Origin of the sequence: Ruegeria sp. TM1040 (genome assembly GCF_000014065.1) — a bacterium.
GTDB lineage: Bacteria > Pseudomonadota > Alphaproteobacteria > Rhodobacterales > Rhodobacteraceae > Epibacterium.
Genome location: NC_008043.1, coordinates 298,599 through 324,873 on the forward strand (window position 1 = coordinate 298,599; position 26,275 = coordinate 324,873).

Annotated in this window: 18 protein-coding genes, 1 tRNA gene, 3 pseudogenes and 1 riboswitch; of the genes and pseudogenes, 13 read left to right on the plus strand and 9 right to left on the minus strand. The window is 59.1% G+C overall.

Annotated elements, in window-relative coordinates:
* The first annotated feature begins 13 nt into the window (after positions 1–13).
* From TM1040_RS01890 to TM1040_RS01915, 6 genes and pseudogenes are all read left to right on the plus strand, one after another.
* The gene (locus tag TM1040_RS01890) at positions 14–1,960 is read left to right on the plus strand and encodes an acetoacetate--CoA ligase (protein ID WP_044026453.1); all 1,947 of its coding nucleotides are present in this window, start codon (positions 14–16) and stop codon (positions 1,958–1,960) included.
* Positions 1,961–1,979: 19 nt separating this feature from the next.
* Entirely contained in the window at positions 1,980–2,897 is a 918-nt protein-coding gene (locus TM1040_RS01895; protein ID WP_011536912.1) for a 3-keto-5-aminohexanoate cleavage protein, read from the plus strand.
* Positions 2,898–2,952: 55 nt separating this feature from the next.
* A pseudogene (locus TM1040_RS01900) lies at positions 2,953–4,374 on the plus strand (carnitine 3-dehydrogenase).
* Between the two features lie 185 nt (positions 4,375–4,559).
* On the plus strand, positions 4,560–6,035 hold the full coding sequence (locus TM1040_RS01905) for a BCCT family transporter (protein ID WP_011536913.1): 1,476 nt from the start codon (positions 4,560–4,562) through the stop codon (positions 6,033–6,035).
* A gap of 90 nt (positions 6,036–6,125) precedes the next feature.
* Positions 6,126–8,399, plus strand: coding sequence for a sensor histidine kinase (locus TM1040_RS01910; protein WP_011536914.1), 2,274 nt, complete (start codon positions 6,126–6,128; stop codon positions 8,397–8,399).
* A gap of 144 nt (positions 8,400–8,543) precedes the next feature.
* Positions 8,544–9,701, plus strand: a complete 1,158-nt coding sequence (locus tag TM1040_RS01915) for a sensor histidine kinase (RefSeq protein ID WP_011536915.1) — start codon at positions 8,544–8,546, stop codon at positions 9,699–9,701.
* A 285-nt stretch (positions 9,702–9,986) separates the two neighbouring features.
* Here TM1040_RS01915 and TM1040_RS01920 read toward each other — a convergent pair.
* The 8 genes and pseudogenes from TM1040_RS01920 to TM1040_RS01950 form a co-directional block, all read right to left on the minus strand.
* Positions 9,987–10,214: pseudogene (locus TM1040_RS01920) on the minus strand (RidA family protein); the annotation flags it as partial.
* Positions 10,215–10,263: 49 nt separating this feature from the next.
* Positions 10,264–10,739, minus strand: a pseudogene (locus tag TM1040_RS19890) (IS5 family transposase); the annotation flags it as partial.
* 499 nt (positions 10,740–11,238) lie between these two features.
* Positions 11,239–11,315: transfer RNA gene (locus tag TM1040_RS01925), tRNA-Arg, on the minus strand.
* Between the two features lie 151 nt (positions 11,316–11,466).
* Positions 11,467–12,564: an ABC transporter ATP-binding protein gene (locus tag TM1040_RS01930; RefSeq protein WP_011536918.1), complete on the minus strand. Its 1,098-nt coding sequence runs from the start codon at positions 12,562–12,564 to the stop codon at positions 11,467–11,469.
* A 19-nt stretch (positions 12,565–12,583) separates the two neighbouring features.
* Positions 12,584–14,236: an alpha-amylase family glycosyl hydrolase gene (locus TM1040_RS01935; RefSeq protein ID WP_011536919.1), complete on the minus strand. Its 1,653-nt coding sequence runs from the start codon at positions 14,234–14,236 to the stop codon at positions 12,584–12,586.
* A gap of 45 nt (positions 14,237–14,281) precedes the next feature.
* Entirely contained in the window at positions 14,282–15,430 is a 1,149-nt protein-coding gene (locus tag TM1040_RS01940; RefSeq protein ID WP_011536920.1) for a carbohydrate ABC transporter permease, read from the minus strand.
* A 13-nt stretch (positions 15,431–15,443) separates the two neighbouring features.
* Complete coding sequence (locus TM1040_RS01945) at positions 15,444–16,451, minus strand: carbohydrate ABC transporter permease (RefSeq protein ID WP_011536921.1); 1,008 nt, start codon at positions 16,449–16,451, stop codon at positions 15,444–15,446.
* A 144-nt stretch (positions 16,452–16,595) separates the two neighbouring features.
* Positions 16,596–17,945 carry an ABC transporter substrate-binding protein gene (locus tag TM1040_RS01950; RefSeq protein ID WP_011536922.1) on the minus strand — a complete coding sequence of 450 codons (1,350 nt, stop codon included), beginning with the start codon at positions 17,943–17,945 and terminating at the stop codon, positions 16,596–16,598.
* Positions 17,946–18,211: 266 nt separating this feature from the next.
* Here TM1040_RS01950 and TM1040_RS01955 point away from each other — a divergent pair, with 266 nt between their 5' ends.
* Together TM1040_RS01955 and TM1040_RS01960 are read left to right on the plus strand one after the other, a co-directional pair.
* Positions 18,212–19,252: a substrate-binding domain-containing protein gene (locus TM1040_RS01955; protein ID WP_011536923.1), complete on the plus strand. Its 1,041-nt coding sequence runs from the start codon at positions 18,212–18,214 to the stop codon at positions 19,250–19,252.
* Entirely contained in the window at positions 19,249–20,583 is a 1,335-nt protein-coding gene (locus TM1040_RS01960) for a GH1 family beta-glucosidase (protein WP_011536924.1), read from the plus strand. The genes TM1040_RS01955 and TM1040_RS01960 overlap by 4 nt, the downstream gene beginning before the upstream one ends.
* A gap of 50 nt (positions 20,584–20,633) precedes the next feature.
* Here the strand turns inward: TM1040_RS01960 and TM1040_RS01965 are convergent, their stop codons facing one another.
* On the minus strand, positions 20,634–21,104 hold the full coding sequence (locus TM1040_RS01965; RefSeq protein ID WP_044026455.1) for a 6,7-dimethyl-8-ribityllumazine synthase: 471 nt from the start codon (positions 21,102–21,104) through the stop codon (positions 20,634–20,636).
* 70 nt (positions 21,105–21,174) lie between these two features.
* Positions 21,175–21,306, minus strand: a riboswitch (FMN riboswitch).
* A gap of 170 nt (positions 21,307–21,476) precedes the next feature.
* Here TM1040_RS01965 and TM1040_RS01970 point away from each other — a divergent pair.
* Genes TM1040_RS01970 through TM1040_RS01990 form a run of 5 tightly spaced genes read left to right on the plus strand, consistent with a single transcriptional unit; the run spans position 21,477 to position 26,267 of the window.
* Positions 21,477–22,565 (plus strand): LacI family DNA-binding transcriptional regulator, encoded by a 1,089-nt coding sequence (locus TM1040_RS01970; protein WP_011536926.1) that lies wholly within the window; start codon positions 21,477–21,479, stop codon positions 22,563–22,565.
* A gap of 4 nt (positions 22,566–22,569) precedes the next feature.
* Positions 22,570–23,589 (plus strand): ABC transporter substrate-binding protein, encoded by a 1,020-nt coding sequence (locus TM1040_RS01975; protein ID WP_011536927.1) that lies wholly within the window; start codon positions 22,570–22,572, stop codon positions 23,587–23,589.
* A gap of 57 nt (positions 23,590–23,646) precedes the next feature.
* Complete coding sequence (locus tag TM1040_RS01980) at positions 23,647–24,450, plus strand: ABC transporter permease (RefSeq protein WP_011536928.1); 804 nt, start codon at positions 23,647–23,649, stop codon at positions 24,448–24,450.
* A 3-nt stretch (positions 24,451–24,453) separates the two neighbouring features.
* On the plus strand, positions 24,454–25,242 hold the full coding sequence (locus TM1040_RS01985; protein ID WP_011536929.1) for an ABC transporter permease: 789 nt from the start codon (positions 24,454–24,456) through the stop codon (positions 25,240–25,242).
* Positions 25,239–26,267: an ABC transporter ATP-binding protein gene (locus TM1040_RS01990; RefSeq protein WP_011536930.1), complete on the plus strand. Its 1,029-nt coding sequence runs from the start codon at positions 25,239–25,241 to the stop codon at positions 26,265–26,267. The genes TM1040_RS01985 and TM1040_RS01990 overlap by 4 nt, the downstream gene beginning before the upstream one ends.
* Positions 26,268–26,275: the final 8 nt, after the last annotated feature.

The window sequence follows — 26,275 nt, forward strand, 5'->3', positions numbered from 1 at the left end:
CCCCGATGCCCCCATGACCACTGCGCCACCTCTCTGGCAGCCGGACCTTTCGGCCTGCCGTAAACCTCTGCTGTCCGATTTTTTGACACTGGCCGCAAAGACCAGTGACACAACGATACGGAGCTTTGCAGACCTACACGCCTGGTCGGCCACGGAGCCGCAGAAGTTCTGGCCGTTGGCGTGGGACTTTTGCAGGCTTGTGGGGGAAGCAGGCCCCGTCCCTCTGCTGCCGCATCAAGACCCGATGCAGGTGCGTTTCTTCCCCGAAGCCCGCCTCAACATCGTAGAGACCTTTCCAAAGAATGCGGATACGCGGGAGGCGATTGTCTTTATCGGCGAGGATGGCCGTCGCACGGTCTGGAGCCGCGCCGATCTGAAGCGAGAGGTGGAGATGCTGGCGGCCGCCCTGCGCGATGCCGGGATCGAAGCGGGCGATCACGTCGCGGGCATTGTGCCAAACATGCCGCAGGCAGTTGCCGCAATGCTGGCCACCGCCTCTCTCGGGGCGATCTGGTCCTCCTGCGCGCCGGAAGGCGGACCAGACGTGGTGGTCGACCGACTTGGCCAGATCGCGCCCAAGCTTCTGTTTGCAGCCGACGGGTATTTTTACGGCGGCAAACGGTTTGAAACCCGTGCCGCCATAGCCGAGATTGCCGATCGGCTGCCGTCGATCCAGCAAATCGTGGTCTGGCCTTATGCGTATGATGCAGCGGACTTGCCCGCATGCATGACGTCTTATGATGCCTTCAAACTACAGGACGCGCCGGAACTGGACTGTCGTCCCATGGCATTTGGCGATCCGCTTTATGTGATGTTTTCCTCGGGCACCACGGGCAAGCCCAAGTGCATCGAGCATTGCGGCGGCGGAACACTATTGCGGATGTTGGTGGAGCATAAGCTTCACTGCGATCTGAAGCCGAGCGACCGGATGTTCTATGACACCACATGCAACTGGATGATGTGGAACTGGCAGGTAGCAGCACTGGCCTCCGAGGCGGCGATTGTCCTGTTTGACGGCAACCCGATGTACCCAAACCGCGAGAGGCTGTTCGACATCGCTGAGGCCGAAGACGTCACCCATCTGGGCGTTTCGGCAAAATACATCGACACCTCGTTGAAGCGCCAACACAAGCCTGCCCAAAGCTACACTCTGGATTGTCTGCGAGTGGTACTGTCAACGGGCTCACCGCTCTCGCCGAAGGGCTTTGCCCATGTCTACACAGACTGGAAGGCGGATGTGCAGCTGGCGTCAATTTGTGGCGGCACCGATATTCTGGGCTGTTTCATTGGCGGCTGCCCGCTGCTGCCGGTGCATCAGGGTGAGATTCAGGCACCAATGCTGGGGTTGGACGTGGCAACCCTGAACAGGCAGGGCGAACCGGTTGAGGGCGAGGCAGGTGAACTTGTTTGCCGCAATGCCCATCCGTCGATGCCGACCCGGTTCCTGAACGACCCCGGCAATGCCCGCTACCGCGCCAGATACTTTGAGACGTTTCCCAATGTCTGGCGGCAGGGCGATTTCACGATCCGCACGAAACAAGGCGGCTATGTCGTGCTGGGTCGATCAGATGCGACCCTAAACCCCGGCGGCGTGCGGATCGGCACCGCCGAAATCTATCGGCAGCTCGACAAGATCGACGCAATCGCGGATGCGGTGGTCGTCGGCCAGAGCGTCGACAATGACGTGCGAGTAATCCTCTTTGTGGTGCTTGCCGAAGGTGTTGCGCTCGACGACGGGCTCAGCGCCCGGATCAAAACGGCAATCCGCAAGAATGCCTCGCCGCGCCATGTGCCCGCGAAGATCCTTTTCGTCGCTGACATCCCACGCACCAAGTCCGGCAAGACCGCAGAGCTGGCGGTGCGCGATGTGGTGAACAAACACCCTGTGCGCAACCTCTCCGGCCTCGCCAACCCTCAAGCGCTGGCGCTGTTTACCGACCACCCCGAATTGCAAGCTTAACCCTCGACGGAGCGAGACCATGCCCCTAAACATGAACCGAGACGTCTTTATCACTGCCGCCGTAACCGGCTCTGGCGGCACCCAGGACAAGTCCCCTCATGTGCCCCGCTCGCCCAAAGAGATCGCCGCCTCCGCTATCGAAGCAGCCCGAGCAGGCGCTGCGGTGGTCCACTGCCACGTGCGCGACCCGGAAACCGGCGCGCCCTCTCGTCGACTTGAGCTTTACCGCGAACTCACGGATCGCATCCGCGACTCCGAAGTGGACGTGGTGCTGAACCTGACCGCGGGCATGGGCGGCGACATCGTATTTGGATCCACCGAAGCACCGCTGCCGGTCAACGAGGCCGCAACAGACATGATCGGTGCCACCGAGCGGATGGCCCATATCGCCGAATGCCTGCCGGAAATCTGTACTCTTGATTGCGGCACCATGAACTTTGCCGAGGCGGATTACGTGATGACTAACACGCCCGGCATGTTGCGGGCGATGGGACAGATGATGACGGATCTGGGTGTCAAACCCGAGATCGAGGCCTTTGACACAGGACATCTGTGGTTTGCCAAGCAACTGGTCAAAGAAGGTATCCTGGAGCCAAACGCGCTGGTCCAGCTTTGTATGGGGGTGCCCTGGGGGGCACCGAATGACCTCAACACCTTTATGGCGATGGTCAACAATGTGCCGTCGGACTGGACCTGGTCGGCGTTTTCGCTGGGCCGGGATCAGATGCCCTTTGCCGCAGCGTCGGTTTTGGCAGGCGGCAATGTGCGCGTCGGCCTTGAGGACAACCTGTTCCTCGACAAAGGCGTGCTGGCCACCAATGCCCAGCTGGTCGAGCGCGCCGTCAGCGTGATCGAAGGCATGGGCGCCAAAATCGTCGGCCCCGATGCAGTCCGCGAAAAACTGGGCCTCACCAAACGTGCGCCGGTGGCGGCATGAGCCGCGCAAGGCCCCTGCCCCGCAAGGGTACGCAGTTTCCCCGAAAGGATAGATCATGAAAACAGCAGCAATCATCGGTGGTGGTGTAATCGGGGGCGGTTGGGCTGCGCGGTTCTTGCTCAATGGCTGGGATGTGCGCGTATTCGACCCCGACCCGGAGGCAGTGCGCAAAATCAACGAAGTGCTGGCCAATGCCCGTCGCTCGCTGCCCTCGCTCTATGACAAGGCACTACCGGCCGAAGGCGCGTTGACCTTCCACTCAGTAATGGCCGAGGCGGTGGCAGAGGCCGCGTGGATTCAGGAAAGCGTGCCGGAGCGGCTCGATCTCAAACACAAGATCCACGCACAGATCGAGGAACATGCGCCCAAGAGCGCGATCATCGGGTCCTCGACGTCCGGCTTCAAGCCCTCTGAACTCAACGCCAAAGGCGCGCGCGCCGTTGTGGCCCACCCCTTCAACCCGGTCTATCTTCTGCCGCTGGTCGAGCTGGTGGGCGATGCCGACAGCTGCGCACAGGCCTCGGATCTGCTGCGCGAGGTGGGGATGTACCCGCTGACCGTGCGCAAGGAAATCGACGCGCATATCGCCGACCGGCTGCTGGAAGCCGTCTGGCGTGAGGGCCTGTGGCTGATCAAGGACGGCATCTGCACCACCGAAGAGCTCGACGAGTCGATCCGAATGGGCTTTGGCCTCAGGTGGGCTCAGATGGGGCTTTTTGAAACCTACCGCATTGCGGGCGGCGAAGCAGGTATGAAGCATTTCATGGCGCAGTTCGGCCCAGCACTGGTATGGCCCTGGACCAAGCTGATGGATGTGCCGGAGTTCACCGAGGAGCTTGTCGATCTGATCGCGGGCCAGTCGGACGCTCAATCCGGCCATTTGTCTATCCGCGCGCTGGAACGTCTGCGCGACGACAACCTCGTTGGCATGATGCGCGCGCTGAAGAAATCCGGCAGCGGTGCGGGAGGTGTCATCAACACTCACGAGGCAACGCTTCCGGTGCCGGCCCCAGTTGAACTGCCAATCACCGTTAGCCGCCCGGTTCCGTAGAGCTGGACCGACTACAACGGGCACATGAACGAGGCACATTACACCGAAGCATCGGCGCAGGCGACCGACCGTTTCATGGAACTGATCGGCGCGGATGCGGACTATATCGCCGCAGGTCAAAGCTATTTCACCGTCGAGAACCACGTGCGCTTCCTCGATGAACTGCACGAGGGCGATGCGCTGACCGTGACCACTCAGGTGCTGCAGGGGACCGGCAAAAAGATGCACCTGTTCCACCGCCTGTTCGGCCCTGCGGGCAAGCTGGCGGCAACTGTGGAAACGCTGCTCCTGCACATGGACCTGAACGCGCGCGCCACCTCGCTGCCCTCGCCAGAAGTAGCGGACAAGCTGACATCCTATGCCGCCGCTCACGCGGGACTGCCGCTGCCGGAAGGCGCCGGGCGCCACGTCGGACAGCGCGGATAACTTGGGCCCCCGGCAGCTGCGCTGTCGGGCTTTCCCTTCGCGGGCCGGATATCCTCCCCGGTTCGGCCCGCTCTTTTTGAATACCAGCGGTCGGAGAACGCACGAACACCACACCGCCCGAACAACGGGCTGCCCGCGGCGGAGGACAACGAGGGCAATACCAACCAGATCAAAGGGAGGACTGAATGTCTGATAACAACTCCAAGAGCCACCTGGTGGCGAAGTCCGGCTTCTTTGCCGGTCTCCATCCGGGGATGGGCACTGCCGCAAAAGGAATGATCGCCTTTTTTGTCATCTTCACCGTGTTGAACGTGGACTTGGCAAGCGGGCTATACGCGTCCGTGCGCGCCTGGATCGAAGGCTGGTTCAGCTGGTATTACATTTCGCTGCTGATCGGCGTGATGTTCTTCTGCTTCTGGCTGATGGGGTCGCGATTTGGCAAGTTGCGGCTTGGAGAGGACGACTCGCGCCCCGAGTTTGGCAAGTTCAGCTGGTTTGCGATGCTGTTTTCGGCCGGGATCGGTGTCGGCATCCTGTTCTTTGGCGTGGCAGAGCCGATCTTCTACTTCGACAATTCCGGCGCCTTTGGGTATCCCAATAACCCACACGCCGATATGGCGGGCCATATGGACATGGACATGTTGCGCGCCCGGGACGCGATGCGGGTGGCGTTCTTCCACTGGGGTTTTCACGGTTGGGCGCTGTATGTGCTGGTCGGCTTGTGTCTCGCCTATTTCGGGTTTCGCAAACGGCTTCCTCTGACCATGCGCTCCACGCTCTATCCGATCCTAGGCGAGCGGATTTACGGCCCGTGGGGGCATCTTGTGGACTTGCTGGCGGTGTTTGGTTCGGTGTTTGGCATTGCAACCTCGCTGGGACTGGGCTCCACGCAGATCGCGACGGGATTGAACGTGCTGTTCGGATTGGAAGTAACCCTGACCCTGAAAATCGTGCTTATCGTGATCGTATCTGTCATCGCCACTGCCTCGACCGTATCAGGCGTTGCCCGCGGCATCCGCTTTATCTCGGAATGGAACATCTGGCTTTCGATCGCTCTGCTCTTGGGGTTCCTGGTTTTGGGACCAGCAAAATGGCTGATGGCGTTCTTCATCACCTCAGTCGGGGACTACCTGTGGCACTTCATCCCGATGGGATACTGGACCGCAACCGAAGAACCAAATGTCGCCTGGCAGGGCGGTTGGACCATCTTCTATTGGGGGTGGTGGATCGCCTGGGCACCGCTGGTGGGCATGTTTATCGCGCGGATTTCCTATGGCCGCACCATCCGTGAGTTCATGGTTGGGGTGCTCTGCGTGCCGACCATTGCCGTCTTCTTCTGGCTCTGCATCTTCGGCGGCACCGCGATCTGGCAAGAGATGCACATGGCCGGTGGACCAGCGGCTGAAGGCGGCGCAGGCATCATTGCGACCGTCCGCAATTGGGAGTTGCCTGGAGCGCTTTACGGCACCATTGCCAACATCGGCGAGACGTCCTGGATGGGTGACATGAGCTGGACCGCCTGGCCGATGTCGCTGCTGGCCAACCTCTCCATGTTTGAGCGTGGCGCGAAGGATCTTGTGGTCTTTATGGACGATCTGGAGAGTGTGGTTGGGTCGGGCCGCAAGCTCACGGCAAACGAGCTTCGCAAACGCATTCAGTGATCCTCCATGGGCCTTTTCGAGATCTTTCTGAGTGACCGTCGCATGCCCGTCCAAGCTCGATGATCTCCCTCCCATAGAAAGGTGGCGTGCATGTCGCCAAAACGATTGCCGATCAAACTCAAGGTCGCCCTGGTCATCTTCATCGTTTCAGGGGCGGCTTTCAGCGCCTTCTTCTTTCTAAACTACCGTGACACCGTCTCCCGGATCCACACTCACACAGAGCAACTGCTGGAGAGGGATCACAAAACGCATGCGAGATACATCCAGGACACTCTGACCACGATGCGTCAGGACGCCGAAACCCTTATCGGGTTCCCCCCCATTTCTGGGATTCTGCGCACGCGCCAATCCGATGAACTCACCGATCCCTTGGACGGGTCGTCCCTGCAGGATTGGCTTGTGCGTCTAGAGACATTGTTCAAAAGCGTGCTGACCAATCGGAGCGGCTATAGCCAGATCCGGCTTCTTTTGCCGGAGAACAATTGGTCCGAAATCGTTCGGGTGAACTTTGTTGCGGGTGAGGTCAGTCATGTTGACCCCACGGATTTGCAGCAGAAAGGTGATGAGCCCTACATCAGGCTGCTGCAAGCTGTTGAAACCGATGACTCGCTATTTTCAAACGTGACGCGCAACCGAGAAAAAGGGAGTGTCGTCGGCCCCCCGACACTGCGCTCCATCAAGAGATTGGTGAATGACGACGGGGCCGTGATCGGCGCGGTGGTCATCAACGCGGTTCTTTCCGAACTTCTGTCCGTGCCGGAATACGAAGGAGAGCTGGGGCGGACCTACTACGTTATCCAAAACCATGTCGAACCCGCCTTCCCGCTTGCGACCGACGATCAGAGCTTTGTGCTCTCTCCCGAAGAAACCCCACGGGTTCTCGACTTCAAGGTGGTTGCGCAACAATCTGTAGGTCAGCTGATCGATCTGGGCAGTGATGAAAACCTCTACCTCAGCTCCGTCCCTATTTCCGACGCCCATGTGCCATTCGATTTCTTCATCGCCACCGACATTGATGCCGGGGCTCTCTTTCAACAGGCTCGGCACGAACTCTGGAGAAACTTCGCCCATGCCCTTGTGCTGACCCTTCTTGCCTCGGGGCTTGGATATGTCTTTGCAGCACGATTGCTGTCACCGCTCGAACACCTCATCGACGAGATCAAGAAAAGCGCGGGCCTGCGCGGCGATCAGGCCGGCTCCCTGTCGAAGGGCGGCGACGAAGTCACACTCATTGCCAATAACTTCAAACAGTTGACCAGCGATCTGGTGCGTGAAACACAGCGTTTGGATATGGTCCTGACCAATGTGGCCGAAGGCATCGTGACCCTGTTGCCAGACGGCACCATCGAAGACGCAAATCCTGCCTCCTGCAGGATCTTGGATGAAGACAGCGTGCATCTCACCGGGCGAAATCTCTTTGAAATGCTGGGTTTTGATGAGGAGCACGGAAAGGAAATCCTCTGCGAAACCATTTCCGCTCGCGGGGATCAGCCTCCACAACAGCGCGAAATCTCTCTCAAGAAACAAGCGGGCGAACCCATCGTCATCAATCTCGTGATGCGGCATACGTCCTATGCTGAGGGAAGCCGCTTTGTGGCCCTTATCCGCGATGTGACGGAGCGCGCGGCGGCAACCGCTAGGTCCGAAGCGCTGATTGCCGCCCTCAGGCGCTCCAATGCCGAACTCGATCAATTTGCCTATATAGCGTCTCACGATCTCAAGGCGCCATTGCGGGTGATCGAGAATGCCGTTTCCTGGCTCGAAGAAGATCTGCGCCCCCATCTGACCGACGACACTCGAGAGAGCATGGATCTGCTGCGTAACCGTGCCCGCCGCATGGAAGCCCTGCTCAGTGATCTGCTGAAACACTCGCGGATCGGGCGGGTTGCGGATTCGGTTGAAAAGGTGACAGGGGTCCAATTGTCAGAGAGCATCCTGGAACTCCTCGACGTCCCTGAAAATATCCGGATCGTGTTTTCGGACGACTTCTACCATTTGACTGTCCAGAAAATGCCCCTGGAAACGGTCCTCGTGAATCTGATCGGCAACAGTATTAAGCACCACGATCGAGGTTCGGGCTATGTATCGATCGATGTCAAACATAGCGACGGATTCATGCGCTTTCGCGTCGAAGATGATGGCCCCGGGATCGAACCCGCCTATCACGACCGGATTTTCGACATCTTCAGAACATTGCGCTCTCGCGACCAGCTAGAAAGCAGCGGAATGGGATTGGCGATTGTGAAGAAACATATCGAAGTGGTTGGAGGCAAAATCGATGTTCTCTCCGACGGCGAGCGTGGAACAGTGTTTGAATTCTCTTGGCCAGACGAAATCGTTCAGGAGGAGGACAAAGCAGCATGACGTCATTCCTATGCTCTTTCCCTTCTTCAAAAGAGGCGGAGACCCCACCAGTTTGCAACCTCGATATTGGGCCTCACCTGGGCACAAACACACCTCGCCTTTTCCTCATGGAGTTCACCGCCGCCGATGTTAGGAGTTTGAAATATGGATGAGAAGAAAATGTTGATCGTCGATGATGATGCGGGTGACCGCAAAATGATGCGACGCCATCTGTCCAAGCTCTATCCGACAAATTCCATACTCGAAGCCGAAAGCGGCGAAACAGCGCGTTCATTTGTCGATGAAGAAGTCGAAGTCATCTTTCTGGATTATCAACTGCCCGACATATCCGGTATCGACTTGATGTCCAGCTTCTTTCGCCGTTGGCCGCATTGCGTGATTTTTATCATGACCGGTCAGGGGGATGAAGAGATTGCAAAAAGCGCCATCCTGAGTGGTGCCGCTGACTATATTTCAAAATCAGCAATCACTCCTGGGGCGCTGCAAAGAATGATCGCAAATGGCCTTCAGGTGGCCCGGATGAAATGGCGTATCGAGGAACACCAGAAAGAACTCCAGCAGTTTTCGGATGTGCTCGTCCATGACCTGCGCGCGCCTATTCGGGCGATCAAATTCCTCAGCGATCAGATCCTTGAGGATTTTGCAGCCGGGGATATGGATGAAGTCACAAGAGAATTCGATTTGATGAAGAAGTCGGTCTCCAAGATGTCCGATTTGATCGAACGGCTTGCAAGTCACATCAACCCTCACAGCGAAGGCGCGCCGGAGATGATTGCGGCCGAGAGCCTTGTGGAGTCCGCTTGTCTGGCGATCTCGCAAGACATCGCCAATAGCGACGCGATCATTTCTACTGAGCACAATGACATAAGCGTTTCCTGCTTCCCTCCAGATATTTCTCAATTGCTTCAAAATCTTATCAGCAATTCGATAAAGTATCGCAGTAAGGAGCAGCCCCAAATCGACATCTCTGTCAAACAGCTTAGTTCTGGCGTTCAGTTTGCGATTCAAGACAATGGGATCGGCGTGCCAGAAGAGTATCGCAAACGCATTTTTGAACCCTTCAAGAGGCTTCAAAGAAGCAGCGATCTGCCGGGAAGCGGGCTTGGCCTTGCGACCTGCGCAAAGATTGCAAAACGCCACGATGGTGAGATCTGGTGCGATCCAAATGTGAGTTCCGGCACCCTTATTCGATTTTCCTTGAAGCTACCGCCCCCAATGACCCTTCCGGATCAAGAAGATGACGAGGAAGAGACGGTTGTTCCAGCTGCATTTCGGGATACCCAAGCCCGGGCCCGTCACTGACGCGCACCCATCGATGTGATGATAGCGCGCCCAGCGTAGGCGCGTTCGAGACAGATCTAGTCGCCAGAACTATTGGGTGGTCCCGTCTGAGCGACTTGCGATGCCTTATCCCGCATCGACCTGTGGACACCGTCTTGCTCGAAGGCGCGAGACGCCCGGTGGAACAGACGTCCCCCTTAGGCCCAACGCCACGATGCATTCCAGCCACGCGATCCTCGCCATGGCGGATTGAACGTTCTCGAAGCACGAATAAGAGGGCAACGCTGCGCCTCTTTGGGGGCGCCGTCAGTCGACCGGATAGGCCGCTGTCACGATGATCTCCACCTTGAGCTCTGCCCGGGCGAGCTTTGCCTCGCCGCAGGCCCGCGCAGGGGCGTGGCCCTCGGGCACCCAGGCATCCCAGACCTCGTTCATCTCGGCAAAATCCGCCATATCCGCCAGCCAGACAATGGCCTGAAGCATCTGTTCACGCGAGGACCCCGCATCTCGCAACAAGGCGTCTACCCGGCTTAGGTCATGTTGACAAATGGCGCACCCAAAGGCGAATTGACGTGATATCGATGAAGCCGAGATAGTCGGAGGTTTGCCCCGCTGTGATCTCGGTCCTCATGGGCAGCCCTGCTGCATTGACGAGGAGATGGATCTTGGTCGAGAAGCCGCCACGCGAACGGCCAAAACCCTGTCGCGGAATCCCCCTTTTGCGCCCGCTGCCTGATGATGGGCGCGAACCACGGTGCTGTCGATCATTTGCAGTGCGTGCGGGACCACGCCGCTTTCGTTCAGGGCGTCCATGATCCGCTCCCAGAGCCCCGCCAGCGTCCAACGCCGGAACTGGCGGTAGACGCTTGACCACTTGCCGAACTCTTCCGGCAGATCGCGCCAGGGAGAGCCTGTGCGCGCGATCTAGAAAACCCCATCAAGAACAAGGCGGTGGTTGGAAGGTTTCCGCCCGTTCGGGGCGCGGACTGTCCGGATGAAACGCCCAAAGAACGCCCATTCCTCGTCCGACATCAGGTCTCGTGCCAAGTTGGTCTCCATCGCAGATACCAGCTTGAATCACGATCAGCGCGCCTTGTGAATCCCTTTTGTCAACACGTCCTAGCGGTTAAGCCTAAACCTGTGAACTCAGTTTTCAAAATTGAATGACCGCAACACGGAGGTGGGACTGATGGCCCGCCGCTTCTGTTTTGTGGGCCAGCGGGATTTGAACAAGCCAAACGCCCCTGGCCGTCAGGGAGAGGGTGCTGCCTTCCCCCTCGGGCAATCCGATTAGACCGGGCCGTGTCCTCGGCTACGCCTGCGGGCCGCACCAACCCGGTCGAATAGCATTGCCTCGCCCCCTCCCGCGTTCGCCGACCTTTGGACACATGGGGCAGATCAGCAGGAACCGGCGGGCTCAAAGACCGAACCTGCAAATCAGCCCTGATTTTCCAAAAGGAAGGTCAGATCAACGCAACAAGCCACACGGCAATAACATCGGACTGGGTCGGTTTATGACGCCTAGGTCAATTTCGTCTGACGTTCAACAGGGGGGAAGTGGCGGACCGAGGAGGATTCGAACCCCCGACCCCTTGATTCGTAGTCAAGTACTCTATCCAGCTGAGCTATCGGTCCACTGTGGCGCGGTGTATCGCTGCCATCGGGTGGGTGCAAGCACAAAATGACCTGCAAACGCCTATTCTGGAAAACTCCAAATTCGGCGCTCTGGTGAAAGGGGCGCCGCGCGGCTTCGACGTCCGCGCTTGCGCCCCTAACGATCCTGACCTCACCCCTCGCGATACAGAAGAGAATGCCCATTGTGAAAGAGGTGTACCTTCTTCGGATCCGCGTAGAGTCGCACTTGGCTTCCACGCAAACCTTTGTGAATACCAGACAATTTTGCAACAGGCGCATCTTGCCCGGCTTGCGCCTTGAAATAGAGCACCGTCACTTCACCAAGTGCTTCGACGATGTCGACCGTAGCGTCGATCATCGCGCCGCCCTCCCCCTCCTCAAAGAGATCCTCTGGTCGCACGCCCACATTGACCTTGAGCCCCATGTCGCTCGTGCGGGTGGGCACGGTGGAGGCGACCTCTTCACCATTCTCCAGGCGAATGCGGGTCAGATCGCCCGTTGCGATGACCTCGCCCGGCAGCAGGTTCATCGCCGGAGAACCAATAAACTGGGCGACAAATTCGTTTTCGGGCCGCTCGTAGAGTTCGAGCGGCGTGCCCACCTGCGCGATCCCCTTATTGGCGAGCACAACGATGCGTGAAGCGAGCGTCATCGCCTCCACCTGGTCGTGGGTCACATAGATCATGGTGCTGTCCGGCATCGCTTCCTTGAGCTGCGCAATCTCGATCCGCGTCGCCACCCGCAGGGCCGCGTCCAGATTGGAGAGAGGCTCATCAAAGAGATAGACCTTTGGATCGCGCACAATCGCCCGACCGATTGCCACCCGCTGCCGCTGCCCACCTGAAAGCGCCTTGGGCAGACGGTCGAGATAGTCCTCAAGCTGCAGGATCTTGGCTGCTCGTGTGATCGCCTCCTCAATCTCGCTTGCGCTTTTACCTGCGATCTTGAGCGCAAAGCCCATGTTGTCGCGCACCGTCATATGTGGATAGAGCGCGTAGCTCTGGAACACCATGGCGATGCCCCGCTGGGCGGGCGGGATGTCATTCATCACCGCGCCGTCGATTTCCAATGTCCCACCGGTTATGCGTTCCAGCCCCGCGATCATGCGCAGGAGCGTGGACTTGCCGCATCCCGACGGACCCACAAAGACAATCAACTCCCCCTGCTTGATGTCGAGATTGATGTCTCTCAGGACATTCACCGCGCCAGCGTAGGTTTTCTCTACCCCGGTCAGTTTCAAATTCGCCATGGTCTCCTCCCAGAGAGTGTTATACGCGCCGTACGAGGCAGGCTTGCCAAGGGCCAAGTTTCACCAGATCACCATTGATTTCGGCAGTGCCGATGTCAGCACCAAGCTGCTCCCACGTTCCCGCGGGCAAGCTGACCTCTGCCGCCGCCTCGCCAAGATTGAAGGCACAGAAGATGTCCTCGGACTCGGCGCTGCGCAGAAAATGAACGACAGACCCGCTTGCCACGACCTTGTCGTGGGTTCCGTGCGACAGTGCCGCGTGGGCGCGTCGCAGGGCAATCACGCGGCGGTAGTGGTGCAGCAACGCATCGGGGTTTGCTTCTTGCTCTGCTACGGACAGCGCCGCATGCTCGAGGCTGACCGGCAGCCAAGGACGCGCCTCGGAGAAGCCGCCATGCGTATTGTCGCTGCGCCAGACCATCGGAGTGCGGCATCCATCGCGTCCTTTGAATTCAGGCCAGAACTCAATCCCATAGGGATCTTGCAGATCTTCAAAGGAAATATCGGCCTCTGGCAGCCCCAGTTCTTCGCCCTGATAGATGCAGACAGAGCCGCGGAGGCACATGATCAAAGTCGCATGGAGGCGCAGCGCAGCGTCCGACAACCCCCATCGGCTGACGTGCCGCTGAACATCATGGTTGGAGAAGGCCCAACAGGCCCAACCATCGGCTGCTACCTCATCTGTGCGCTCAAAAACCTCAGCCACGCGCGCGGCGGTTAGCGGATCTTTGGCCAGGAACTCGAAGGCATAGCACATGTGGACACCGGTGTTGCCGGCCGTGTACTGTCCCAATAGTTCCAGCCCGCGCTGCGCATCGCCGACTTCGCCAACCGCGGTCTTGGCCGGGTATTCGTCCAAAAGCGCACGGAACCGCGCGAGAAAATCGAGGTTTTCCGGCTGGTTCTTGGAGTAGAGGTGTTCCTGATGGTTATAGGGGTTCACCGAAGGGGCGATATTGGCATTGCGCTGATCCTTGGGAAGCGCTGGGTTCGACCGCAACTCCTTGTCGTGGATGTAGAAATTGATGGTGTCCAAGCGGAACCCATCGACTCCCCGCTCGAGCCAGAAGCGGGTCACATCCAAAAGCGCATTCTGCACGTCCGGACAATGGAAATTTAGGTCAGGCTGCGAGACCAGAAAATTGTGCAGATAATATTGCTCGCGGCGCGCGTCCCAATGCCAGGCGGAACCGCCAAAGATCGACAGCCAGTTGTTCGGCGGCGTGCCGTCTTCTTGGGGATCGGCCCAGACGTACCAGTCGGCCTTTGGGTTGTCGCGGCTCTGACGGCTCTCGGCGAACCAAGGGTGCTGATCCGAACTATGCGACAGCACCAGATCGATCATCACCCGCAGGCCGAGATCATGCGCCCGCGCCACCAGCGCGTCAAAATCTGCGAGGTTGCCAAACATCGGATCAACATCGCAGTAGTCGCTGACATCGTAGCCATAGTCTTTCATCGGTGACGTGAAAAAGGGCGAAATCCAGATGGCATCCACCCCAAGAGAGGCGATGTGGTCCAGACGTGACGTGATACCCTGCAGATCCCCGATGCCGTCGCCATTGCTGTCTTGGTAGCTGCGCGGATAAATCTGGTAGATCACCGCACCGCGCCACCAATCCGGGTCATTGGACAGCACCGAAGCAGGGTTGATTGTGGTCTGAGCGTTCATGTCTTGAGGTCCGTCGTCAGGAGGTAAGTGTGAAGTTTGGGGTCGCTATTTGACCGACCCGGCCAGTAGCCCGCGCACGAGGTACTTCTGCATGGCAAAGAAAACGGCAAGCGGCACGGCGATGGAAACAAAAGCCGAGGTGGCGAGGATTTCCCAATTGCCGCCGCGGGTGCCAAGAAGCTCGACGATCTGCTTGGTCATCACCGTTGTTTCGCCAGTCGCGTCAATCAGGAATACCATGGCCACCAGAAGGTCGTTCCAGGTCCAGAGGAATTGAAAAATCGCAAAGGAGGCGAGCGCCGGGAAAGAAAGCGGCAAAATGATCCGGGTGAAGATCTGAAAGTCGGTCGCCCCATCCACCCGCGCGTTCTCGATGATGTCGCGCGGTATGCCGACCATGTAGTTGCGCAAGAGATAGATCGCGAGAGGCAAGCCAAAGCCGGTATGCGCCATCCAGACTCCGAGGTAGCCTTTGCCGATGCCGATCTCGTTGTGAAACTTCAAGAGCGGGATCAACGCCAGCTGCAAGGGCACCACCAAAAGGCCCACGATGGCCGCAATCAGCAGCGCGCGGCCCGGGAATTCCATCCACGCCAGCGCATAGGCTGCAAAAGCCGCCACAAGGATCGGAATAATCGTCGCCGGGATCGTCACGGTGAGCGTATTGAAAAAGGCCCGCGCCATGTTGTCGGTAGACCCACCTGAAATCAGGATCGTCTCATAGTTCTCAACTGTGAACTCTGGGGGCACAACAGCAGTCACAAAGACCCGCGCGCCCCGGCGTCCTTCCATTTCGGTGGAGGAGGTCATCCGGTAGCTTCCATCTGCCTCGACGGTCAGCTCTTCACCGCCGCGTAGGGTCGCGGTCTCTCCCGCGCTGTAGGCGTCAATCTCGCGGGCATTGGTGCCCCAGACAGAGATTTCGGCCGAAGTTTCGCCCTCAAAGAGATTACCTTCGATCACCCAGAGGTCACCCACCTGCACCTGTGTTTCTGGCGCAGCTGTGCGCAGCGTCTGGTTCTGCTCGGTGGGAAACAAAGCCTTCCACCAACCGGATGTGGCGATCTGATCACCGGTGCGGAACGACGACACCAGCAGCCCCAGCGTCGGAAACAGCCAGAGGCCAACCAACACGATGACAGAGATGCGAAGCGCCCACATCAGGCCAGGCTTTTGTCCTGCGATTGCATTCATAACCCCATCCCCCTCAGCGCATTTCGCGACGTGCGTTGTAGACGTTCCAAACCAGGATCGGCATCACCAGAAGCATGATCACCATGGCCGAAGCCGATCCCACGCCCCAGTCATTCGCCCGGAACAGCTTGTCATACATATAATTGGCGAGAACCTGCGTCTCCCACTGGCCATTGGTCAGCGCAAACACGATGTCAAAGACCTTGAGCACCACGATTGTAATCGTAGTCCAGACCACGACGATGGTGCCCATGATCTGCGGCACTTTGATCTTGAAGAAGATCTGAAAGGGTCCGGCACCATCCACGATGGCGGCCTCGACGGTTTCTTCGGGGATACCGCGCAGGGCTGCCGACAGGATCACCATGGCAAAGCCGGTCTGAATCCAAACCAGAACCATCATCAAGAAGAAGTTGTTCCAGAACGGGATCGTCAACCATTGCTGGGGTTCAACGCCACCGAGCCAGATATAGATCGCATTGAGAATGCCGATTTGCTCGGTGCCCGGCGGGCGGGCGTCATAAACGAGCTTCCAGATCACCGCAGCGCCCACAAAGGAGATCGCCATTGGCATAAAAATCAATGACTTAGCGATATTTCCCCAAGCCAACCGATCGGTGAGCTGCGCTGCCAGCAAACCAAAGGCGGTAGAGGCCGCAGGCACCACCAGAAGCCAGAGGAAGTTGTTCTGCAGCGCCTCCCAGAACTTTGCCTCTGCGAGCATCTGCTTGTAGTTGTCGAGCCCGACAAACTCCGAGCCACCACCGGGCACCCGCTCGGTGAGGGACAAACGGATTGTCTCAAACACCGGATAAGCGAGGTAGAGCCCCAGGGCGAGAAGCGCAGGCAGCAAAAAGAGCCATGGGCGCACCATGTTGGCGCGGCGGATATTCTTGGCAATGTCCTTGCCTCGGGCGGGGAAAACAAAGGTGTCGAGGATGATATTCGAGAGGTAGAAATAGCCGACACAGCCCCCGACGCCGAAAGCGATGGTCAGCAGCCCTTGAATGGCTGGATGCATGACTGGCTCCTGAAGAAAACATGGGTGCCGGGGCCACAGAGCGCCCGTTTGGGCGTGGTGAGTGGTGAAACGCTATTGCTGCGTGGCCACCGGCAAGGGGCAGGGCCGGCCGGAGGGACGGCCCTGCAGGAGAGGCGCTCTTGGTTACTTGAGCGCATCCCAGGAGGACTGGATCTCGGTTGCAACCTCTTCGGCAGGTTTGCCACCTGCGTAATCCACCATGCCGGTCCAGAACGACCCGGCGCCCACGCCACCCGGCATCAGATCGGATGCATCAAAGCGGAAGGTATCTGCAGAGAGAAGAATCTCGCCCATCTTCTTCAGCGTGTCGGTGGCATAGAGGTCGGTGTTGACGCTCTTCAGCGGGGTCAGGAACCCTTGCTGCGCCATCCAGACTTCATGAGCGATCGGCGCCTTCAGGAACTCCATCAGCGCCTGAGCACCGGGGCTGTCATTGGTGATCGACCAGATGGTGCCCGCGCCCAGTACCGGATTGCCAAGTTCTTTGCCTTCGTAGGCAGGGAAGTAGAAGAAATCAGCATCCAGACCCATTTCGGTGCCTTCTGGGAAGAAGGCCGGAATGAAGGACGCCTGACGGTGCATCATGCACTGCGGCGGGCTGGCAAAGAGACCTTTGGGGCTATCGCGGAAGTCGGTAGACGCCACGGCACCAGCACCACCAGAAACGAAGTCATCGTTCTTGGCGAACCAACCGAATTCCTCAATCGCACCGATGACGGCAGGATCATCGAACTTCAGCTCATTGGAGACCCATTTGTCGTAGACTGCGGGTTCCTGCGTGCGCAGCATCATGTCCTCGACCCAGTCGGTCGCAGGCCAGCCAGTCGCGCCACCGGATCCCAGGCCGATGCACCATGGAGTGTTGCCATCGGCCACCATCTGCTCGGTCAGCGCCTTCAGCTCTTCCATGGACTGCGGAGTTTCATATCCGAAATCCTCAAAGTTTTCCGGGTTATACCAAACCAGAGACTTCACATCGACCTTGTAGAACAGACCAAAGAGCCCGTCATTGCCATCTGCGCCCGGATAGGTTCCGAGATCCACCCAGGACTGACCCGCGGCGTAGTTGTCGCGCACCCAGTCGGCGGTTTCTTCACCAAGCGGCGTGATGAAGCCTCGCTTGGCCATATCAGACACCAGACCGGGCTGCGGGAAAACAGCAACATTGGGGGCAGAGCCTGCCTCGGCATCGACCACGATCTGCTGCTCAAAGCTGTCGGAGCCTGCATAGCGCACATCCGCACCGGTCGCGGCTGCGAAGTAGGCCAGTACGTTTTCAACAACCTCTTGGTCAGGCCCGAGCCATGGACCAAACACGGTGACCTGCTCACCGTTCAGGTCGATCTTCTCCAGCTCTGCGTAGCTGTCCCAGTTGAAGGCGCCTTCGCCGACCGGAAAAATCAGATCCTGGGCGCTCGCCGTTCCTGCCATCAACGCGGTGATCGCTGCGGCTGACATCAATACTCGTTTCATTGGGTCTCCTCCCTTTACTCTCCGCATCCACCATAGAGCCGCATCAGTCTTGATGCCTTCGCTCGGCGGCGCGTCCTCAAGCGATTCAAAGCGCTTTGATTGATTTCAAAATTTCGGATTCGGGCCCAAGTGTCAACAATTCTCTGCTCGGATTATTAGTTTACACTTGAACTAGCGATGTTGCCTTTGACATAACTTGAATAGAGCTTCGGGTTCGGAGACCGACTTCTCGCAGACTTTTTAAAGCGCTTTGGAGGCCCAGCCCCATGAACCTCAAAGAACTTTCGGCAGTCCTTGGTCTGTCACAAACCACCGTGAGCCGAGCGCTAAACGGCTATCCCGAAGTCAGCGAGGCTACGCGCAAGCGCGTGATGCAGGCCGCCCAAGATCACAATTATCGCCCCAACACCCGTGCCAAGGCATTGGCGACGGGGCGCGCGATGGCAATCGGTCATGTGATTCCGCTCTCGACCCAGCACGAGATGATGAACCCGATTTTCAGCGACTTCATTGCGGGCGCCGGAGAGAGCTACAGCCAAGCAGGCTACGACATGGTGCTCTCACTGGTCGCCGACGAAGATCAGTCCCGCGCCTATCACGAAATGGCCGCCAAGCGGAACGTGGATGGCATCGTGTTGCACGCACCAAAGATGCGCGACTCTCGGATTACGATGCTGCAAGAGATCGGCCTGCCCTTTGCAGTGCATGGGCGCGCCACCGATATTTCCAGACCTTACAGCTGGCTCGACGTGAACAATACCAGCGCGTTTCGGCGCGCAACCGACTTTCTGCTGGATCTGGGCCACCGCCGGATCTGCCTTGTGAACGGTCAAGAGAGCATGGATTTCGCGCACCGCCGCCGCCAGGGCTATGAGGCGGCGCTGCAGGCACGCGGAATCCCAGTTGATCCCGCCCTGATGACGGCAGGAGAGATGACCGAAGTCTATGGCTACGACACCGTGCAACGCACGCAGGCACTGGAAGATCCGCCCACCGCCTATCTGGTGTCCTCGATCATCGCCGCCTTTGGTGTGCGCCGCGCAATCGAAGAATCCGGGCTCAAAATGGGGCGCGACATTTCGGTTATCACCCATGACGACGACCTGTCTTATCTGCGAAACGGGGCCGATGTGCCGGTCTTTACCGCCACTCGTTCCTCGGTGCGCGATGCCGGGCGCAGGTTGGCCAAACTCCTGATTTCACAGATCGAAGACCCGGGCGATGCGCCCTTGACTGAGCTTTTGGAAGCCGAACTCACTGTCGGTCGCTCAACAGGCCCCGCCCCCAACAGGACATCAAAGACATGACGGATTTCACTTTTACACGCCGCGACTTTCCAGGGGATTTCCTGTTCGGCTGCGCGACGTCTTCCTATCAGATTGAAGGCCATCAATATGGCGGCGCAGGGCCGACCCATTGGGATAGTTTTGCCGCAACACCCGGCAATGTGGTGCGTTCTGAGGATGGCGCACGCGCCTGTGACCACTACCACCGCTTTGAGGAGGACCTCGATCTCGCCGCTGCAGCGGGGTTTGAGTGCTATCGGTTCTCGACCAGTTGGGCACGCGTGCTGCCCGAGGGGCGTGGCACGCCCAATGCCGAGGGGCTCGATTTCTACGACCGGCTGACCGACGCGATGCTCGAACGCGGCCTGAAGCCCTGCGCGACGCTCTACCACTGGGAGCTGCCGCAGCCACTGGCCGACATGGGCGGCTGGCGCAATCGAGATGTAAGCAACTGGTTTGCCGAATTCACCGAAGTCATCATGTCCCGGATCGGCGATCGGATGTATTCCGTGGCACCCATCAACGAACCCTGGTGCGTTGGGTGGCTTTCGCATTTTCTGGGCCATCACGCGCCCGGTCTGCGCGACATCCGCGCCACCGCACGGGCCATGCACCATGTCCTGTTGTCCCATGGCCGCGCCATCGAAGTGATGCGGGGCCTTGGAATGAACAACCTTGGTGCGGTGTTCAATTTTGAATGGGCGGAGCCGCTGGATCAGAGTGCCCAAGCTCAGGCCGCGGCAGAAACCTATGATGCGATCTACAACCGCTTTTTCCTCGGCGGGGTCTTTAAAGGCGCTTATCCCGAAGCAGCCTTGCGCGGGCTCGAACCCCATTTGCCGCAGGGCTGGCAGGACGATTTCGCCACCATCACCCAAAAGGTCGATTGGTGCGGTTTGAACTATTACACTCGCAAGGTGATCGGTCCAGACAATGGCCCCTGGCCCCATTACGCAGAGCTGGTGGGCGAACTGCCCACGACCCAGATGGGGTGGGAGATTTATCCAGATGGGCTTTACAAGTTTCTGAAGCGCACAGCCGAAGACTACACCGGAGGTCTGCCGCTCATCGTGACCGAGAACGGCATGGCAAACCCGGATGTGCTTCTGGAGGGCGAGGTGCCGGACGCAGCCCGCATCGCCTACGTTGAGGCACACCTTGCGCGGGTACGCCAAGCGATTGCAGAGGGCGTCCCGGTGAAGGGTTACTTTCTGTGGTCACTTCTCGACAATTACGAATGGGCGCTCGGGTACGAGAAACGCTTTGGTCTGGTGCATGTCGACTTTGAGACGCTGAAGCGCACGCCGAAGGCCTCTTATCGTGCCTTGCAACGTGCGCTTACCGCATCCTGAACTCAAAGAAGCGCCGCACTTCTTTTTCTGAGAGGTGCGGCGCAGGCCATTTAGGCCACGGCCTCGACCGGAGTTGGGGTAAGATCGCGGTACAGATTGGCCATCCGCACTGCCGCCTGTGCAGCCTCGCGGCCCTTCTTCACAAAATGCGCGTGATAGAAGGTCTGGTGTTCCTCGCTCGGCTGGAAATGATGCGGCGTGAGAGATACCGACAGCACCGGCACGCCTGTCTTGAGGCCGGCCTCCATCAACCCGGACACCACCGCCTGTGCCACGAAATCATGGCGGTAGATCCCGCCATCCACGACCAGAGCGGCCGCGGCGATCGCGTCATACTCACCCGTGGCCGCAAGTTTCTGAGCCAGCAGCGGCATCTCGAACGCGCCGGGCACGTCGAAGACGTCGACGGCGGCGTCAAGCCCAAAATCGGCGAGTTGGTCTTGGAACCCGATCAATGCCTGATCCACGATATCGGCATGCCACTGCGCCTTGATGAAGGCGAATTTTGGGGATTTTGTCATAGCTCTTGATCCTTTCAACATGACAGAATCCCAGAGCGCAAAAGACCACCTGCACCCATCGGTACACGCAGTACATTCTCTCCCATCCGGACTATGACCGTCGGCCCCGGAATTCCACCGGATCTGCTGACCCACCCCGTAGAGGTGGCGCTCGCGGGCTATAACCGCCGGTGGGGAATTTCACCCCGCCCTGAGAATGGAAAAGAGCTAGGCAGCCTCTGCGGCATTGTCAATGCACAGGGCACGCCGAACCATCGAGCGCCCGTTAGGTCATCCGGCTGCGTTTCGTGCCAAACGTCACAAAACTGTGCCCCTATCCCGCTATTTGCTGGGCTGGAAACGTTTCCATCTCACGACTCGCAAAAGGTTCAAATGACCGACAGGACCCGCATAACCATCAAGGATGTCGCCCTCGCTGCCGGATGTGGCGTCGCAACTGCGAGTCGCGTGCTGAATAAATCCGGCCCCGCCAGCGCTGAGACCCGCGCTCGTGTTGAAGATGCAGCGCGGCGCATGGGTTTTGTCTTTTCCGCGACTGGACGCGCCTTACAAAGCCGCAAGAGCATGACCGTCGGTTGCCTTATTCCGTCGCTCGCCAACCCGGTGTTTGCGGAGGCCGTGCAGGGGGCTCAGGAAGAGTTGCGCAGCCACGGGTATCAGCTGTTGGTCGCCAGCTCCAATTACGATGACGAAACGGACAATGACATTCTCACAACTCTCCTGAGTAAGGATGTCGACGGCCTGTTGGTGACAATGGCCGCGCCACAGGAGAGTGTGCCGCTCGCACAGGCTCGGGCGCGCGACATCCCCGTCTGCCTGATGTTTCACGACCCTCTGCCCGACTGGCCCAGCGCGCATGTGTCCAACGCGCAGGCCGCCGCAGAAGTCGCGCGCCAGTTTGCCCTCTACGGCCACGAGCGCACCGGATTTCTGGCGTTGCGATTTTCGACCTCGGACCGCTCACGCAACCGGTTTGACGGGTTTCGGGCGCAATGTGCCGCCCTCAATCTGGCCCCACCCAAGCTGATCGAGATCACCGAGACCGAAGCCAACACGCCCAGTATCCTTGCCCAGCGCCTCTCGGACCACCCGGATCTGACCGCGATCTTTGCCTCCAATGACTTCCTGGCAATCGCCGTGCAAAAAGCCGCGCCTTTGATGGGGCGGCATGTCCCGCAGGATTTGTCGGTTGTGGGGTTCGATGGGATCGAGGTCGGGCGTTTGCTGGATCGCTCGCTTGCCACGATCGAGACCACCCCAGAGGCAATGGGTCGCCAGGCCGCACAGACGCTTTTGACCGGACTGCAGGGCGGCGCAATGACAGAACTTGCGCCCCTGCCTTTTACTTTCCGCGCCGGGGCAACCTTGTCCGGACCCCGCGCGAAAAGCCCTGACGACGACCGGGGTGCTGCCCAGTCGCCGTCTGTTCCCCCGTTCACGTCCAACGACAAACAAGGATGAACCCATGAAACATATCGCTCTTACGGTTCTGGCTGCAACCGCTCTTGCGGCACCGCTGACCGCGTCTTTTGCATCTTCGGCGCAGGCCGAAGACGCCATCTGCTACAATTGCCCCCCGCAATGGGCGGATTGGGCGTCCATGCTGGAGGCCATCGAGACCGAGATCGGTGTCAGCCTTCCGCATGACAACAAGAACTCCGGCCAGACATTTGCACAGCTTGTGGCTGAAAAAGACAGCCCCGTGGCAGATGTGGCCTATTACGGTGTGACCACCGGCATCAAGGCGGGCAAGGAAGGTCTGGTCGAGGCGTACAAGCCCGCAGGTTTTGACGAGATCCCGGAGGGGCTCAAAGACCCCGAAGGCAAGTGGTTCGCAGTGCATTACGGCACCATCGGGTTCTTTGTGAATGTGGACGCCCTTGGCGGCGCGCCCGTCCCGCAGTGCTTTGCAGACCTGAAAAAGCCTGCCTATCAGGGAATGGTGGGTTATCTGGATCCCTCGTCGGCCTTTGTCGGATATGCCGGGGCCGTCGCCGTCAACCTTTCCTTTGGGGGCGATCTGCAAGACTTTGACCCCGCAATCGAGTATTTTTCCGAGCTGGCAGAGAACGCACCGATCGTGCCCAAGCAGACGTCTTATGCGCGGGTCGTATCGGGAGAGATCCCGATCCTGTTTGATTACGACTTCAACGCCTATCGCGCGAAATACGAAGAAGACGGAAATTTTGAATTTGTCCTGCCCTGCGAGGGGTCGGTGCGTGTACCCTATGTCATGAGCCTCGTGGGCAATGCGCCTCACGGCGAGACCGGCAAGAAGGTTCTGGATTTCATTCTCTCTGACAAAGGGCAGGCGATCTGGACCAACGCCTATCTGCAGCCCGCGCGCCCGGTTGAGCTGCCTGCTGAGGTGGCGGAGAAATTCCTGCCCGCCAGCGATTATGCCCGTGCACAGGCTGTGAACTATGCAGAGATGGAAAAGGCGCAGGCCGGTTTTGGCGAACGCTACCTGAACGAAGTCAAATAATCCAACACCGGGAGCGCGCGTCCCGGTGTGCTCCCGGTACTTCAGGAAAGAACTCCCGTGACGGCCCGTTCCTTTGGCGTTTTATGCCTCCTTCCTCTGTTGATCTTCACGCTCGCTTTTCTCGCGCTACCCTTGGTGCGCCTTGTGCTGTCCTCCTCCGAGGGCGCAGAGGGCTGGAGCGTTTATGTCAGGATGCTGCAAACCCCGCGGTATCTCTCAGCCCTTCTGCAAACCCTTCTGGTTTCAGGCGCGGTGACTCTCGCGGCCTTGGCCGTCTCCACCACTGCAGGGCTTTTTCTGACCCGCAATCGGTTCTGGGGACGCAGTGCCCTCTTGTCGATCCTGACACTGCCCCTCGCGTTTCCCGGTGTTGTGGTCGGCTTTATGATCATCCTTCTCGGGGGTCGGCAGGGGCTGGTAAACCAGATCACCCCAAGTCACGTGGTCATTGCCTATTCCACCTTTGGGCTCTTCCTCGGCTATCTCTATTTCTCCATCCCACGGGTGCTGCTGACCGTGATGGCCGCGGCCGAGAAGATAGATCCTGCACTGGAAGAAGCCGCGCGCAGCCTTGGCGCGCCAGCCCATCGAGTGCTCTGGGATGTACTCTTGCCAGCGCTGCGCCCAGCCATGGTCGCGGCGGGGGCGATCGCCTTTGCCACCGCCATGGGGGCCTTTGGTACTGCCTTCACCTTGGCCACGGACATCGATGTCCTGCCGATGGTGATCTACACCGAGTTCACGCTATCGGCGAATTTCGCCATGGCTTCGGCGCTCTCCATCGCATTGGGCATTGTCACATGGGGAGTCCTCTTGATTGCGCGCAGCTTTTCCGGCGGCGCGATAGCTGCAGGAGGATAAGACATGCGACGACTGCCTCATCTCTTATCACTCATGGTCACGCTGCTGGCCTGCGCCTTCTTGCTGGTGCCCACGGTGCAATCGGTGCTCGCGGGGCTGACCGCCAACTACTTCCGTGGCCTTTCTTCGGGTCTTACACTCAAATGGGTGGCTGAGGTCTGGACGCTTTATGCAGACAGTATCTTTCTCTCCATCTGGCTCGCTGTCGCATGCCTTGTGATGACGCTGATCCTGGGCGTGCCCGCAGCCTATGCGCTGGCCCGAAATCCCGGCCGACTGTCGCGTATCCTGGAAGAGTTCATTTCCCTGCCGCTGGCCGTGCCGGGGCTGGCGCTCGCACTTGCGCTCTTGCAGCTCTACGGCGCGCAGCAGGGGTTTCGCGCGCATTGGAGCTTTATCCTTGTCGGGCATGTTCTTTACACCCTGCCCTTCATGGTGCGCGCGGTGCAGGCTGTGCTGGCTGCAATCGACCTCAAGACGCTTGAGGAAGGGGCGGCATCTCTTGGCGCAGGGCCGGCGCGGCGCTTTGTCGATATTGTGGTTCCCAACGCTCTGCCCGGTATTCTTGCCGGGAGCCTCACGGTCGTCACACTCTCTATCGGAGAGTTCAATCTCACATGGATGCTTCACACGCCGCTTTTAAAAACCCTGCCTGTAGGGCTTGCGGATTCCTACGCCTCGATGCGGCTGGAAATCGCCTCCGCCTATACACTGGTCTTTTTCGTGATGATCGTCCCGCTTCTGATGGCGATGCAATGGGCCTCTGCCCGCGCCCAAAGGATACTGTCATGACCCTTACTCTCTGCCGCGTTGCCAAAACCTATGACGATGGCACCCGCGCCCTCAATCCTACTGATCTGGAAATTGATCCCGGCGAGATCATATCGCTCCTTGGCCCTTCGGGTTGCGGCAAGACCACCCTCCTGCGCCTCATTGCCGGGCTTGAAGTGCCGGATACAGGCGCAGAAATTCGGTTCGGGGATAAGGATGTCACCCACCTGCCCGTTGAAAAGCGCAATATCGGCATGGTGTTTCAATCCTATGCGCTGTTTCCCAACATGTCCGTGCGCGACAACATCGGGTATGGTCTCAAGATGCAGCGCCTGCCGCGGGCCGAGATCCAGCGCCGTGTCGACGAAGTCATCACTCTGTGCCGCCTGGAACCTTATGCCCACCGCGCGATCACCGCGCTCTCTGGCGGGCAACGCCAACGGGTCGCACTGGCCCGCGCATTTGCCCCACGCCCGCGCCTGATGCTGCTGGATGAGCCCCTGTCGGCGCTGGATGCCGCCCTCCGGCTGGAGCTGCGCGACGAGTTGGCCGCGCTCTTGCGCCAGTTCGGAACCACGGTGATTTTTGTCACCCACGATCAGGACGAAGCCCTCGCCATCGCGGACCGGGTCGCAGTGATGGAGGGGGGGCATATCCGCCAGATCGGCACTCCAGAAGAGCTCTATCGCAATCCCAAATCCGCTTTCGTGGCGGAATTTGTCGGCCACGCGATGCCATTGCGCGGAGAAATTTCCGACCGGACGCTCCGTCTCCCCGGCGGTGCCCTGCCGCTGCCGCTGCCGGACAATGCCGCAAACGGTGCCGTCTATGTGCGTGCAGAAGATCTGCGCGTCGACCCCAAAGGCCCGCTCAGGGCACAGGTGGAAACTGTCACCTTCCTCGGCACCCATTACCGGCTTGGGCTCACCGGGCTGACGGATCAGCGCCTGTTTGCCCTGCACCACGGAACCTCTGCGCCCGTTGTCGGCGACACCCTACACCTGTCCATTCCGCCTGAGGCCCTGATTTGCCTCCCCCAACACTAGAGTTTGCA

Excerpts from the sequence above, each read along its gene's own strand:
- TM1040_RS01935 (WP_011536919.1), bottom strand. The coding sequence starts at position 14,236 with ATGAACGCTCAGACCACAATCAACCCTGCTTCGGTGCTGTCCAATGAC.
- TM1040_RS01965 (WP_044026455.1), bottom strand. The coding sequence starts at position 21,104 with ATGACAAAATCCCCAAAATTCGCCTTCATCAAGGCGCAGTGGCATGCC.
- TM1040_RS01895 (WP_011536912.1), top strand. The coding sequence starts at position 1,980 with ATGCCCCTAAACATGAACCGAGACGTCTTTATCACTGCCGCCGTAACC.
- TM1040_RS01990 (WP_011536930.1), top strand. The coding sequence starts at position 25,239 with ATGACCCTTACTCTCTGCCGCGTTGCCAAAACCTATGACGATGGCACC.
- TM1040_RS01960 (WP_011536924.1), top strand. The coding sequence starts at position 19,249 with ATGACGGATTTCACTTTTACACGCCGCGACTTTCCAGGGGATTTCCTG.
- TM1040_RS01985 (WP_011536929.1), top strand. The coding sequence starts at position 24,454 with ATGCGACGACTGCCTCATCTCTTATCACTCATGGTCACGCTGCTGGCC.
- TM1040_RS01950 (WP_011536922.1), bottom strand. The coding sequence starts at position 17,945 with ATGAAACGAGTATTGATGTCAGCCGCAGCGATCACCGCGTTGATGGCA.
- TM1040_RS01910 (WP_011536914.1), top strand. The coding sequence starts at position 6,126 with ATGTCGCCAAAACGATTGCCGATCAAACTCAAGGTCGCCCTGGTCATC.
- TM1040_RS01915 (WP_011536915.1), top strand. The coding sequence starts at position 8,544 with ATGGATGAGAAGAAAATGTTGATCGTCGATGATGATGCGGGTGACCGC.
- TM1040_RS01890 (WP_044026453.1), top strand. The coding sequence starts at position 14 with ATGACCACTGCGCCACCTCTCTGGCAGCCGGACCTTTCGGCCTGCCGT.
- TM1040_RS01955 (WP_011536923.1), top strand. The coding sequence starts at position 18,212 with ATGAACCTCAAAGAACTTTCGGCAGTCCTTGGTCTGTCACAAACCACC.
- TM1040_RS01945 (WP_011536921.1), bottom strand. The coding sequence starts at position 16,451 with ATGCATCCAGCCATTCAAGGGCTGCTGACCATCGCTTTCGGCGTCGGG.
- TM1040_RS01975 (WP_011536927.1), top strand. The coding sequence starts at position 22,570 with ATGAAACATATCGCTCTTACGGTTCTGGCTGCAACCGCTCTTGCGGCA.
- TM1040_RS01905 (WP_011536913.1), top strand. The coding sequence starts at position 4,560 with ATGTCTGATAACAACTCCAAGAGCCACCTGGTGGCGAAGTCCGGCTTC.
- TM1040_RS01930 (WP_011536918.1), bottom strand. The coding sequence starts at position 12,564 with ATGGCGAATTTGAAACTGACCGGGGTAGAGAAAACCTACGCTGGCGCG.
- TM1040_RS01940 (WP_011536920.1), bottom strand. The coding sequence starts at position 15,430 with ATGAATGCAATCGCAGGACAAAAGCCTGGCCTGATGTGGGCGCTTCGC.
- TM1040_RS01970 (WP_011536926.1), top strand. The coding sequence starts at position 21,477 with ATGACCGACAGGACCCGCATAACCATCAAGGATGTCGCCCTCGCTGCC.